The following is a 13,229-nucleotide window of genomic DNA, read 5'->3' on the forward strand; positions in this document are numbered from 1 at the left end:
ATTATTAAATATAAAACATATAGCCGTCTGACTCTTCCTCAGCGAGGTCAGCGAGTGTCGTTTCGTCAAGGACGGTATCAATGGCTTCTTTGATTTTATCCCAAAGCTTCCGTTTCACCGCATCATCTGCTTCAGATTCTTCGACGATAGCGAGCGGTCCTTCAAGCAAGCGAATGATTTCACCCGCTGTCACTTCTTCTGGCGGTTTGACGAGCTGATAGCCGCCATACGCACCACGCACGCTCTTGACGAGTCCACCGTTACGGAGTGGCCCGATCAATTGCTCTAAATAATGCTCTGGCAATTCATGTCGTGCCGCGATCTTTTTTAAACTGAGCGGTTTATTATCAGTCTCGCGCGCCAACGCAATCATAATCGTCAAGCCATAACGGCCTTTTGTAGATATTTTCATCTTCAAGTCTCCTTCTGTTATACTAATCGAACAAACGTTTGTCGAAAGGAATGGTTACGTATGCCTGATCTATTTCATCAATCGAATGGCGGACCACTCGCCAACCGGATGCGCCCCGAAACGTTAGATGACGTCATCGGACAGCGCCATATTGTTGGCGAGGGCAAGCTACTTCGTCGTGCCATCGAAGCCGACCGACTCGGTACGATTATTCTTTATGGTCCACCTGGAACCGGGAAGACGACACTCGCCCGTGTCATTTCGAATTACACGAAAGCGACATTCGTCCAATTGAACGCCGTCACGGCCAAACTCGAGGAATTGCGGAACGTCATTCGTGAGGCCGAGTCCCGGTTTGACTATGAGGACGAACGAACAATTCTCTTTTTAGATGAGATCCATCGATTCAATAAGCTTCAGCAAGACGCGCTCCTCCCTGCTCTGGAGTCCGGCAAGCTCGTCCTCATCGGAGCGACGACCGAAAACCCGAGCTTTGAAGTGAACGCCGCCCTCTTGTCACGAGCGACCGTCTTTCGGCTTGAACCACCGGGTGCCGAGGAATTACGCACTGTTCTCGAACGGGCGCTACACGACTCACGCGGTCTCGGAAACTATCCGGTGAAGATGGATGAAGCTGCTGCAGACCATTATATCAAAATGGCGGATGGTGACTACCGTGTCCTATTGAACGCACTCGAACTCGCCGTCTTGACAACACCAGAGATAGATGGACAGATTCACATCACGCTCGAGGTCGCGGAAGAGTCGATTCAACAAAAGTCGATCAAGTACGATAAGACAGGCGACCGACACTACGACGTGATCTCGGCGTTCATCAAATCGATTCGCGGTTCGGACCCGGATGCGGCGCTTTACTGGCTCGCTGTCATGATTGAGGCTGGGGAGTCACCGCGCTTCATCATGCGTCGTCTTTACGTCCATGCTGCCGAGGATATCGGAATGAGCGACCCGAACGCGCTACTGATCGTCGATGCGGCAGCACGAGCGAGTGAGTACATCGGTTTCCCAGAAGCTCGCATACCGATCGCAGAAGCCGTCCTGTACTTGGCGACCGCTCCAAAATCGAATGCGGTTATCACCGCCATCGATAAGGCGCTTCACCACGTCCGTACAGTCGAGGGTGGACCTGTGCCCGTACATTTGCGCGACGCCCACAGTCCAGGAGCACGTGAACTTGGAAACGGGGTCGGTTACAAATATCCGCACGATGAAAAAGACGGGTTCGTCCCTCAAAACTACTGGCCAGAAAACTTGGCTAGAAAACGACCTAATTACTATAAACCGACGCCACGTGGATTCGAGCAACAAATTCAAAAACGGCTCGATTATTGGGAAAAACGACGCGACTCGAAATGAGCCAGCGTCGTTTTATTTTTGGATGCGGTTGATTTCGACGCCCGCTTTTTCGAGCAAGTCATTGATGACGTAACCCGCAGCGACGAGTCCTGCAACCGATGGGACGAATGCGTTCGAGCTCGGTGGCATCTTTGCTTTCCGAATCGGAGCGTCTTTTTTCCCGACGACCTCGTTCACATCTTCGCGTGTCACGATTGGAGATTCGTCTGAGAAGACGACTGGGACGCCTTTATAGATTTTTTCTTTACGCAAACGTGTGCGGACCATCTTCGCAATCGGGTCATATGACGTATCTTTAATGTCGACGACTTTGATGCGTGTCGGATCCATCTTATTCGCCATCCCCATGCTCGAGATGACCGGGATGCCGCGACGTTTACATTCCACGATTAAATGAATCTTATAGATGATCGTGTCTGACGCATCGATGACGTAGTCGATGTTTTGAGCGAAGAACTCTTCATACGTCTCTTCTGTATAGAACATCTTCAATTGGACGAGGTCTAAGTCCGGGTTGATGTCGAGGAGACGTTTCCCCATCGCTTCGACTTTCGGTTGACCGACTGTCGACAATAATGCGTGGATTTGACGGTTGACGTTCGTGATGTCGATGTCATCTTTGTCGACGAGGACGATACGTCCGACGCCACTGCGCGCAAGTGCCTCTGCCGCAAACGAGCCGACGCCGCCGACACCTAAAATCGCGACCGTTTTATTCTTTAGAGCATCAAGGCCTTCAGAGCCGATGGCCAATTCATTTCGTGAAAACTGGTGTAACATATTTCTTCCTCCAACTAATTCTATTTTCTCATACTATTTTACTCGGAATTATATTCAAAAAAAAGACGTCTCGCGACGTATTTACAAAAAAATCGATGGGGCCCGGAGTGCCGTGACGATGCCTTGCTTTTGAACCTGCGTATGCAGGTGGGTGACCTAGCGTTTCCTTCACAAGTCCTCCTGCACGTGATGAGGCAGTTGATCTGGTTAGCAGTTCGGTCTCCCGTATTCAAAGTGTTGGCTCAAAATAACGAAGGCGGCTCTCGTACACCTCAGGTATCCCATCTGTTGATTTAACTATAGCGCTTCTGTAAAAAGAAGTCAATGAGAAACACCGACTTCTCGTGACAGTTTGGTCACAACCACCTGTTACGAAACGCACCATCTGGATCGTACGTGAACTGTTGACGCTCGATGTTGAAACGTCGATTTCGTGAGTCGTTTCCGACACCCGCTTGGTACGCCCAGTTGCCGTAATTGCTTGCGACATCGTAATCAATCAGTTTCGATTCAAAGTAGGCAGCCCCGTAACGCCAGTCTTGCTCTAACTCTTTGGCGAAATAATTGGCAACGATTTGTCGTCCCCGATTGGACATCCATCCCGTCGCATTCAGTTCGCGCATGAATGCATCTACGAAATCGACACCCGTCTCTCCCCGTCTCCATTTTTCAATGACATCCGCATCGACTCGCCAGTCTTTTCGCTTCGACCGGATCCCTTGCGTCCGAAACAAACGTTTCCCTTGTTCAAGCGCGACCCATTGAAAGAATTCCCGCCACAGCAGTTCAAAATAGAGCCAATACGTCGATTCGTTCACCCCATGTGTTCGTTCATGTGCCTCGAGTTCTAAGAACACCCGTCGTGGTGATAGCGATCCGTTCGCCAAATAGGCAGATAGCTTCGTCGAGTCATCGACGCCAAAACCGTTCCGCGTCTCTTTATACGTTCGAATCGGCACGGACAGATAGTCATTCAATCGGCGCTTCGCAGCCAATTCGCCACCTTTGAACGGAAACGCAGTCCTCGGGTCTTTCTCGATTTCTTGAAACGGGAAAGGGAACGTCACGTCGCGCGTGGCGGCAGTCGCCTTTCGAGAGACGAGCTCGCGAGGACGAACATCATATTCGACGGCTTTCCGGAACTCAGTGAATAAAAAGGGCATTTTCTCAAACGGGATATCGTCCTCTTCAAATAACGTGAATCCACCGAACGTCTCGTACTCCCCCTTCCATTTTTTCATCACTTCTTCTTCACGTCGACGCTCATTGTACCCGACGGCTCGTTGAAACAAGAGACGGTCGCTCGGGTCGAGCGTCTCGAGCGGATGACCGACATGAACAAAGAATGGGATCCCGAGTGCGTCTAACGAACCTGCCACGTCTTCTAGCGACTCCTTCAGGAAATGGAGTCGTTCGTTCCCGAGCGGAATGACGCTAAAGCGATTTTCAACGAGCTGTTTTGGGCTGATGAAAAAATGACCTTCAATCGGGTCGTCATATCGCAGCGCTTCCTCGAGCGGCAAATGATCATCCACGCGTAAATCGTTTTGGTACCAAATGATTGTTTTCATAACTAGACCTCCTCCACTCCTTAGTATGATGGGTTGACGCTCGGTTCACGAAAACGGAATGTGCTAAAGACATGTTTTTAAAATCAAATTGTGTGGAATATATTCATCTAGAAGAGAAAGGGGTGCAGCATTATGGCTAAGAAAGGCAAAATGGGAACATTGATTAAAATCGCGACGGCGGTCGCACCGTTCGTCTACGATTACTATAAAAAGAACAAAGCAAAGAAATCGCCGAAGAAATAAGTCATGCGTCTCAGCCAATATGCTGAGACGTTTTTTTTATGTTTTTAAATCGATTGTGCTAAGATATACCAATCATTTCATTGAAACGAGGCGATGTTCGTGCACGTCCGATCCATCCACTTTTTACGCATTCTCTTCAAATGGGGTCTCTTCATGACCGGGTTGTTCTTACTCGCACTCGGGTCATCGATTATGATCACCGCAAACCTCGGTGTCTCCACGTGGGACGTCCTCCATATCGGAATCGCTCATCATCTTCCGATTTCAATCGGAACGGTGATTTTATGTGTCGGTCTTTTACTCGTCCTATTTAAATACATACTCGACCGCATCCGTCCTCAGTTCGGAACTCTAGTCAACGCGGTGTTCGTCGGGGTGTTCATGAACTTGATTTTGAATGAGCAATGGCTCCCTGTTTTCGAAGGGATGATTGTAAATATCGTTTGGCTCACATTCGGCATATTTGTGATGGGCATGGGCGCTGGTCTCTATGTCGCCGTCGGGTACGGTGCCGGTCCACGCGATGGATTGACGCTTGCTTTAGCAGACCGTTTTGCCACATCTGTCCGTGCCATGCGAACCTGGATGGAACTGACCGCTTGTCTCATCGGATGGATGCTCGGCGGACCACTCTTCTTCGGGACCGTCTTATCGATTTTCCTCATCGGTCCGTTCTTCCAGTTTTGGCTAGAACGGTTCCGCCTGTTCATCGCCTACGTCGATCGTCTCAAAGTAAAATTCGCATGAAAAAGAGAGGGGCTGCCCTCTCTTTTTATGTGTTCGGAATTAAGACGATCTTTCCGAACTTACCCGATTGTTTAAAATACGTCTGTGCCTCACGTGCCTCTTCAAGCGGGAACGTCCGGTCAATGACCGGTTTCAGCTTCCCTTCGGCAATCAAGCGCAACATTTCCGCGAACTCATGCCGTGTCCCGAGAACAGACCCGTACATCGCAATATGTTTCAAATACAGTGTCCGAAAATCGAGATGGGTCGTCTGTCCTCCTGCCGAACCAGAGATACAGAACTTCCCTCCTTTTTTCAAGATGTTTAGAGACACATCAAATAGCGCATCCCCCACGACATCGAGTACGGCATCGACCGGTCCACCGTTTGCTGCGATGATGTCATCGGCGAGCGTCTCAGACCGATACGAAAAGACTTCGGTCGCCCCGAACGCTTTCAATTCTTGCTTGTTTTTCAAATCACCGACGATCGCGAATACTTTCGCGCCGAAGACGTTCGCTGCAATCTGAACGTTGAGCGAGCCGACACCTCCACTCGCACCTGTGACGACGATCGTCTCACCAGAACGGATGTGTAACTGCTCATTCATATGCCACGCTGTGAGTCCGCTCACGGAAAAGACCGCACTCTCGACGAAATCATCGAGTGGCATATCAAAACAGAGTTCGGCCGGCCACGCCACGTATTCTGCATAACCCCCGTCATATTCTGAACCGATAAAGGACATATCGTCCGATAAATGTTCTTTCCGTTCAGGTCCGCTCGAGGTGAACGGGAACAGGACGACGTGTCGTCCCATCATCCCTTGGTCGACCCCGTCCCCTAGCTCCACAACTTCTCCCGTGATATCTGAACCAGGAATACGCGGGAACTGGACACCCTCCGGACGCCAACCCGACTTCTCTCCAGTTCCGTACGCCCCTTCTCGCATCCAAATCTCTGTATTGTTGATGGCACAGGCGCGCACCTTAATCAGTACTTCTCCCGTTTTCGGTGTCGGTTTTGGGATATCAACCACTTGGAGTTGATCGACATCCCCATATCCTACGACTTGTACAGCTTTCATGGTGTATCTTCCTCCTTCTCTTTCGTTCATCCATATGTATTTACCCACGAACCACCCATATCACGCCAGAAAGGCCACCTTTTAGAGGTGACCTTCCGTTTAGAGCTGTTGGCGTTGTAACAGGTTCGTGAAGACGCCGCCTTTTTGGCTAAGTTCTTCGTGCGTCCCATCTTCCACAATTCCTTCTGCCGTCACGACGAGAATGCGATCCGCATTTTTTACCGTCGCTAGGCGATGGGCGATGATGAGCGTCGTCCGATTCGCGGCCAGTTCATTGAGTGAATCTTGAATGATCGCCTCGGTTTCCGTGTCGAGCGCCGAAGTCGCCTCATCTAAAATCAAGATCGGCGGATTTTTCAAGAACATGCGGGCGATGGCAATCCGTTGTTTCTGTCCACCAGAGAGTTTCAGTCCACGTTCACCGATTTGTGTGTCGAGACCGTGTTCAAGTTCCTCGACAAGTGTGCCGAGATGCGCCTTCTCCACTGCATGCATGATATCTGCATCGGTCGCGTCAAGCTTCCCGTAAGCGATATTCTCCCTTAGGGTACCGGCAAATAAGAAGACGTCCTGTTGAACGATTCCGATTTGGCGACGTAGGCTCTCTTTCGTCATGTCACGGATATCCATGCCGTCAATCGAAATCGCACCTTCTGTCACGTCATAAAAGCGAGGGATGAGTGAACAGATGGTCGTCTTCCCTGCCCCACTCGTTCCGACCAAGGCAACGGTCGTTCCTGCCTCAATCGACAAGTCAATATCCGTCAACACTTGGCGATAATCTGAATAACCGAAGGAGACGTCGTCAAAAGTAATATCGCCTTTCAATGTCTCGACCTCGATGGCATCGGCACGGTTCTCGATGTCTGGCTCTTCATCGAGCAACTGCGTGAATCGTTTAAACCCGGCCATCCCTTTCGGATACATCTCTAGAAGTGCCGTAATCTTCTCAATCGGCTTGATGAGCAAGTTCATATACAAAATGAATCCGACGAGCTGTCCGTATGTCAACTGCCCTTCATACGTTAAGTACGCCCCGTAGACGAGGACGAGTAGTGTCATCAGACGCGTCGTGATGTAAATTCCGGCGAGCGATGTACTCATGACACGATACGCCTCAATTTTTGAGCCACGATAGAAGTTGTTGTCTTTTTGGAAACGCCCGATTTCAAACGCCTCATTCGTAAATGACTGGACGACACGTGCCCCAGAAACGCTGTCTTCGACGCGCGCATTCACTTCCCCGATGTTCGTGTACATTTTTTGCCACGCCTTATTCATATTCTTATTCGCATATGTGATCATGATAATCAGGAACGGCACAGCGACAACGGTGACGAGCGCGAGTTCCGGGTCGATCGAGAACATAATCCCGAACGCACCGAGTAACGTCATGATGGCGATAAAGAAGTCTTCCGGTCCGTGGTGCGCTACTTCCCCGATATCGAACAAGTCGTTCGTGACCCGACTCATCAAATGTCCGGTCTTATGATTATCAAAGAATCGGAACGACTGTTTATGAATATGCGTGAACAACTCTTCCCGCATATCTGTCTCGATGTTAATCCCGAGCTTGTGTCCCCAGTAGTTGACAACGTACTGCATCATCATGGCCAATATGTATAGGATCAATAGACCGATGCTGACGATGATAATCCAGTTCCATTCCCCACCTGGCAATAAGTCATCGATGAACCATTGAACGGCGAGCGGAAACCCGAGTTCAAGCAGTCCGACGAGAATCGCGAATGAAAAATCGAGCATGAATAACTTTTTATGTGGTCGATAATAACTAAAAAAACGTGAAATCATCCTGTCTCCCCCTTCTCAACACTCTAAGTGTACGCTTTTTTCCGAAAGGTGGAAAACAGGATGCATCCCTTTTTCATTCTTTTTTCAATCGGCGTATAATGAAAATAAGGAGTGATACACATGAATGTACACATTACAGAACGTGCGCTCGAACGAATCGAGTCATTGAAAGGCGAACGTGAAGGACAGATGCACCTCTTCTATGAGACGGAAGGTTGTGGCTGTGGAAACAGCGGAATCTTTGAGATTCGATATGTCACGGAGAAGACTCCAGAAGACGTCGAGATTGACTCGAACCTCGGTCCGATCTTAATCAAAAACTGGACGAAAGTATTTTTAGATGAACAGATGAAAATCGACTTCCTCGAAGACCGTCGCACGCTCGTCTTGAAGAGTGACGGACAAGTGTTCAATTCGAATCTACTCGTCACAGACGGCACGGGTTGCCAGCTGAACGTTCCGAGCCGATGAAACAGGCGTTACGAGAACATCCGATCCTGTGGCTATGGTTCCTCCTAAGCTTCGGACTCGGACTGTTCGGAATCTATCTGGCGTTCACCGATTCGGTTTACACGATGTCCGCAGTTATCGCTTCGCTCTTTGCGTTCGGGTTTGCGTTGCAGCGTACAGCGAAGTATATGCAACGGGATGAAAAAAAGAATTAAGGGAGATATCGTCTTTCATAGACGAATCTTCCTTTTTTATATATAAAAGAAAGGAGGTTCGCATCTGCGAACCTCCTCCTTTCATAAAAATCGTTCTAACGATTTCTTTTTTTATATTACTTTACATCAATGACATAGAAACGAACTAATCCCTCACCTTCAAATTCAGCATATGCCACTTTGCCATCTTTAAAAATTGGCTTGGATAACGTTCCACCGTCATTCGGTAAATACGAAACGGTCTCTTCTTTTAAATCTGCGATGAGCAATCGATTCATCCCTTCACGGAACAAAATGTAATCGTCACGCAAATAACGAAACGCATCGAATGTAATGTTTTTCTGCGAACCGTTATACGTATATTTTACAGGCGACGGAGTCGTGGATAAAAATTCGACTCTTCCTTCTATACCAAGTGAGACAAACTTGCTCCCTCGTTCAAAATCAATCAGTGCACTGACTTCTTCATCAAATGACCCGTCAGTTGTAATTAATCTGCTCGTCAGGTTCCCTTCGTTAAAGATACTTTTATGTAGGATGATTGCTTCCTCACCCGAGCGATAGTCAAAAATATATTCCCCGTCACGCTTTCCCTCTTCTTGGAGCGTGAATGCCTCAATCGTTTGAATCGAATCTGACATCGGTGAGAACTGCATGACAGTCGTCTTCGTATCCGATGCTGACGCTTCATAATTGACCCACGTGACAGCATCTTCAGAAGCTGTTACATATGGAACTGGTGTCTCAAATCGACTAACACCTTCAGCTAATTGCTCAGGCTTTAGTTCGCTCAATGACATCTTAAAAAGCGACCATTCATATGCATACCCTTCCGCTGGTGCATACTCAATCCAAAATACTTCATCTTGAATCCCGACTAGATTCCCTATCGTTTTCGAGGACGTATAGATATTGTCATTTGTATGATGTTCCGTATCGTACACATTAATTTGACTGCTACTTTCTTCAATCAACTCCGTATAGACAATCTGATTGTCCGTGATGTGCTCTGGTACAATCATCGGTGCTTGATCTGCAAAGAATAGGGATAAGTCATACGATTCGACTTCCCCAATCGATTCGCTCTCTCCCGCACTTTGTAAACGAATGGCTGGTTCCGATGTTTCCTTCGGTTCGGATGTTGCTGGTGCATCCGGTGTCGTTTCTGTATTCGTCTCCGTCTCTTGAACAACCTCTTCAACTTCTGGTACAGCTTCTGTGTCATCCGTACACCCAGATAACATCGTTGCAACTCCTAGACATACCCCTAATGTCAACGTATTGATTCGCTTCAACATTTCCCCTACTTTCAAAAATACATTTTATTCCATAATCGTATCATACCCTCATACAAAATTGTCAGAAACATATAAAAAAGGATTCGCCGAGAACGACGAATCCTGTCTGAACCTTATTACTTTTTCTCTTTTACTGCCGTACGAATCGACAACTCTTCAAGTTGTGCGTCCGCGACCGGGCTCGGCGCTTGCGTGAGCAAGTCGCTTGCCGAAGCTGTTTTCGGGAAGGCGATTGTGTCACGAAGGTTCGAACGACCTGCAAGAATCATGACGAGACGGTCAAGACCGAGTGCGATCCCCGCGTGTGGTGGTGTTCCGTATTCGAACGCTTCAAGTAAGAAGCCGAACTGTTCAACTGCTTCTTCTTGCGTGAAGCCGAGCAATTTGAACATGCGCTCCTGGATGTCACGCTCATAAATACGCTGTGAACCGCCCCCGAGCTCGTAACCGTTCAAGACGAGGTCATACGCAATCGCGCGTACACTTGCCGGATCCGTCTCGAGAAGGTGAAGGTCTTCGCGGTTTGGCATCGTGAACGGATGGTGGTTCGCGTAGAAACGACCGTCTTCTTCTTCAAACGTCACGAGTGGGAAGTCCGTCACCCAAAGGAAGTTGAACTTCGACTCGTCGATGAGACCGAGGTCGTGACCAAGTTTGACGCGGAGTGCGCCAAGGCTGTCTGCGACGACAGTTGGTTTCGATGCGACGAAGAGGAGAAGGTCGCCCGCTTCTGCATTCGTTGCTTCGATTAACTTCTGTGCATACGTTTCGTCAAAGAACTTCGCGATCGGGCCGTTCAAGCCTTCCGCCGTCACTTTGAGCCATGCGAGACCTTTCGCACCGTAAACTGCCGTGAACTCTTGAAGCTTGTCGATGTCTTTACGCGAGAAGTTGTCCGCCTCACCTTTGACGTTGATTGCTTTGACTTGTCCATTTGATTCGAGTGCGGCGTCGAATACTTTGAAGCCGGCACCTTTCACAGCGTCTGCCACGTCGATGAGTTCGAGACCGAAACGTGTGTCCGGTTTATCTGAACCGAAACGACGCATCGCTTCTTCATGAGTCATGCGCTCAAACTTCGCTGGTGTGTCCGTACGACCGAGTGTCGATTCCATCACTTGGCCCATCATCGATTCCATCATCGCCATCAAGTCTTCGATGTCCATGAAGCTCGTCTCGATGTCGACTTGTGTGAATTCAGGCTGACGGTCTGCACGAAGGTCTTCGTCACGGAAGCAGCGCGCGATTTGGAAGTAACGGTCAAATCCTGCAACCATGAGCAACTGTTTGAAGAGCTGTGGCGATTGCGGAAGTGCGTAGAACTCACCACCGTGGACACGGCTCGGGACGAGATAGTCACGTGCGCCTTCTGGTGTCGACTTCGTCAAAATTGGTGTCTCGACTTCGAGGAACTCTTGCTCCGTCAAGAAGTTACGGATCGTGTTCGATGTCTTCGAGCGGAGACGGAACGTCTCTTGAAGCGCCGGACGACGAAGGTCGAGGTAACGGTACTTGAGGCGAAGGTCTTCTGAGACGTTTTCTGCTTCGTCACCGATTGGGATTGGTGTCATCTTCGCTGCGTTCAAGATGTTGATTTCTGAAGCGATGACTTCGATGTTTCCTGTCGGCATGTTCGGGTTCTTGTTCTCGCGCTCGAGAACCGTCCCTTTCACGTCGAGAACGAACTCGCTACGAATCGTCTCCGCAAGCTTGTGGACTGCTTCGTTTTCTGGGCGAACGACGACTTGGACGATCCCTGTGCGGTCACGAAGGTCGATGAAGATGAGTCCTCCGAGGTCACGTCGTTTTTGTACCCATCCTTTTAATTGTACTTCTTGGCCGATGAGTGACTCTGTCACGCGGCCGTTCATATGTGTGCGTCCGATCATTGTCCTGCTCCTTCCGATAGTTCACGAATTTTGTCTGCGACGGCCGAAAGTGGCACGTCGACTTGTTCACCAGTCGTCATATCTTTCAAGGCGGCTGCACCTCGTTCGACTTCGTCATCCCCTAAGATGACTGTGAACTTGGCTTTCAGGCGATCCGCCTGTTTGAATTGTCCTTTGAACTTGCGTCCTTGGTAATCACGGTCTGCCTTGAACCCTTCCATGCGAAGGAGTTGTAACAGACGTGTCGCCGTTAATTCTACTTCTTTCTCTCCTTGCGCAACGATGAAGACATCAAGTCCTGTCTCAAGTTCAGGTAAGACTCCTTCATTCTCTAATGCGAGGATGAGGCGCTCCAATCCGATTCCAAACCCGATTCCTGGCATGTCCGGTCCGCCGATATCCTGTACGAGACCGTTGTAGCGTCCGCCGCCACAAAGTGTCGTGATGGCGCCGAATCCTTCTGCCTCGGACATGATTTCAAACGCCGTGTGCGTGTAGTAATCGAGCCCACGGACGAGCGTCGGGTCGACTTCATAGGCGACACCGAGTGCGTCGAGTTGAGCGAGCACTTGATCGAAATAGGCTTTCGACTCTTCATTCAAATATTCAAGGATCGACGGTGCCGTCTTCATCGACGGGTGATCGCGGTCGACTTTACAATCCAAGATGCGAAGTGGGTTCTTATACAGGCGTGACTGGCAGTCTTGGCAAAGTTCGCCTGCCACCGGCTCGAAGTGACGGATGAGCGCATCGCGGTGGGCGTTGCGGCTTTCCGCGTCCCCAAGCGAGTTGACGACGACTTTGATTTTTTGAAGGCCAAATGACTTGTAAATCGAGTAGGCGAGACTGATGACCTCAGCGTCAACGGCCGGGTCGCTACTGCCGATCGCTTCGACACCGTATTGGTGAAGCTGACGGAAACGACCTTTTTGCGGACGCTCATAGCGGAACATCGGTCCCATGTAATAGAGCTTCGTCGGTTGGTCCGGATTCCCGAACAGTTTGTTCGTCACGAACGCACGAACGACAGATGCTGTTCCTTCTGGGCGAAGCGTGTACTCGTCTTTGCCTTTCTTCACGAGCGTGAACATCTCTTTTTGTACGATGTCCGTCGTTTCCCCGACACTGCGTGTGAACAAGTTCGTTGTTTCAAAGATTGGTGTGCGGATCTCTTTATAGTTGTAACGTGCGCTCATGTCGCGAAGTTTTTCCTCGACATATTGCCACGTCTCGACCGTGCCCGGAAGCAGGTCTTGTGTACCGCGTGGTGCTTTCATCATCCTTATTTCCCTCCTTAAAAATACAAAAAAGGCCCTCGTCCGCAAAGGGACGAGAGCCTGTGTAAGTTTCCCGTGGTACCACCCTCGTT

The 13,229-nt window shown here is 49.5% G+C and carries 12 protein-coding genes, 1 other RNA gene and 1 other annotated feature (1 of these 14 cut by a window edge); of the genes, 4 read left to right on the plus strand and 9 right to left on the minus strand.

All coding sequences use genetic code 11. The annotated features are described in order from the left end of the window. Positions 1 to 4: 4 nt before the first annotated feature. Entirely contained in the window at positions 5 to 412 is a 408-nt protein-coding gene (gene cymR / locus KNO87_RS05460; RefSeq protein ID WP_074037447.1) for a cysteine metabolism transcriptional regulator CymR, read from the minus strand. Positions 413 to 472: 60 nt separating this feature from the next. On the opposite strand from cymR, the gene KNO87_RS05465 reads away from it, so the two are divergent. Continuing rightward, positions 473 to 1,789 (plus strand): replication-associated recombination protein A, encoded by a 1,317-nt coding sequence (locus tag KNO87_RS05465; RefSeq protein WP_214789261.1) that lies wholly within the window; start codon positions 473 to 475, stop codon positions 1,787 to 1,789. 12 nt (positions 1,790 to 1,801) lie between these two features. On the opposite strand, the gene KNO87_RS05470 is transcribed toward KNO87_RS05465, so the two are convergent. The 3 genes from KNO87_RS05470 to KNO87_RS05480 form a co-directional block, all read right to left on the minus strand. Next, positions 1,802 to 2,569 carry a tRNA threonylcarbamoyladenosine dehydratase gene (locus tag KNO87_RS05470; RefSeq protein ID WP_214687847.1) on the minus strand — a complete coding sequence of 256 codons (768 nt, stop codon included), beginning with the start codon at positions 2,567 to 2,569 and terminating at the stop codon, positions 1,802 to 1,804. Positions 2,570 to 2,664: 95 nt separating this feature from the next. Further along, positions 2,665 to 2,851: non-coding RNA, 6S RNA (ssrS, locus tag KNO87_RS05475), on the minus strand. A gap of 74 nt (positions 2,852 to 2,925) precedes the next feature. After that, a complete protein-coding gene (locus KNO87_RS05480; protein ID WP_214794278.1) occupies positions 2,926 to 4,140 on the minus strand; it encodes a DASH family cryptochrome in 1,215 nt (404 codons plus the stop codon). A gap of 336 nt (positions 4,141 to 4,476) precedes the next feature. On the opposite strand from KNO87_RS05480, the gene KNO87_RS05485 reads away from it, so the two are divergent. After that, a complete protein-coding gene (locus tag KNO87_RS05485; RefSeq protein ID WP_214794280.1) occupies positions 4,477 to 5,130 on the plus strand; it encodes a YczE/YyaS/YitT family protein in 654 nt (217 codons plus the stop codon). Positions 5,131 to 5,155: 25 nt separating this feature from the next. Here KNO87_RS05485 and KNO87_RS05490 read toward each other — a convergent pair whose 3' ends face one another. Then, the gene (locus KNO87_RS05490) at positions 5,156 to 6,196 is read right to left on the minus strand and encodes an alcohol dehydrogenase family protein (RefSeq protein ID WP_214794282.1); all 1,041 of its coding nucleotides are present in this window, start codon (positions 6,194 to 6,196) and stop codon (positions 5,156 to 5,158) included. A 99-nt stretch (positions 6,197 to 6,295) separates the two neighbouring features. After that, positions 6,296 to 8,008 carry an ABC transporter ATP-binding protein gene (locus tag KNO87_RS05495; protein WP_214789269.1) on the minus strand — a complete coding sequence of 571 codons (1,713 nt, stop codon included), beginning with the start codon at positions 8,006 to 8,008 and terminating at the stop codon, positions 6,296 to 6,298. Positions 8,009 to 8,128: 120 nt separating this feature from the next. Here KNO87_RS05495 and KNO87_RS05500 point away from each other — a divergent pair, with 120 nt between their 5' ends. Next, entirely contained in the window at positions 8,129 to 8,479 is a 351-nt protein-coding gene (locus KNO87_RS05500) for an iron-sulfur cluster biosynthesis family protein (RefSeq protein WP_214794284.1), read from the plus strand. After that, the gene (locus tag KNO87_RS05505; protein ID WP_214794286.1) at positions 8,452 to 8,673 is read left to right on the plus strand and encodes a hypothetical protein; all 222 of its coding nucleotides are present in this window, start codon (positions 8,452 to 8,454) and stop codon (positions 8,671 to 8,673) included. The genes KNO87_RS05500 and KNO87_RS05505 overlap by 28 nt, the downstream gene beginning before the upstream one ends. A gap of 116 nt (positions 8,674 to 8,789) precedes the next feature. Here KNO87_RS05505 and KNO87_RS05510 read toward each other — a convergent pair whose 3' ends face one another. The 3 genes from KNO87_RS05510 to hisS all read right to left on the minus strand — a co-directional run bounded on the left by KNO87_RS05510 (position 8,790) and on the right by hisS (position 13,137). Further along, positions 8,790 to 9,917, minus strand: coding sequence for a DUF1465 family protein (locus KNO87_RS05510; RefSeq protein ID WP_214794288.1), 1,128 nt, complete (start codon positions 9,915 to 9,917; stop codon positions 8,790 to 8,792). Between the two features lie 170 nt (positions 9,918 to 10,087). Beyond that, positions 10,088 to 11,860 (minus strand): aspartate--tRNA ligase, encoded by a 1,773-nt coding sequence (gene aspS, locus KNO87_RS05515; protein ID WP_214789275.1) that lies wholly within the window; start codon positions 11,858 to 11,860, stop codon positions 10,088 to 10,090. Next, a complete protein-coding gene (gene hisS, locus KNO87_RS05520) occupies positions 11,857 to 13,137 on the minus strand; it encodes a histidine--tRNA ligase (protein ID WP_214794588.1) in 1,281 nt (426 codons plus the stop codon). The genes aspS and hisS overlap by 4 nt, the downstream gene beginning before the upstream one ends. Before the next feature lie 45 nt (positions 13,138 to 13,182). Then, positions 13,183 to 13,229: a binding site (T-box leader), on the minus strand; it runs 188 nt beyond the window's last position.

It is taken from the genome of Exiguobacterium sp. s34, assembly GCF_018617435.1.
Lineage (GTDB): Bacteria > Bacillota > Bacilli > Exiguobacteriales > Exiguobacteriaceae > Exiguobacterium > Exiguobacterium aestuarii.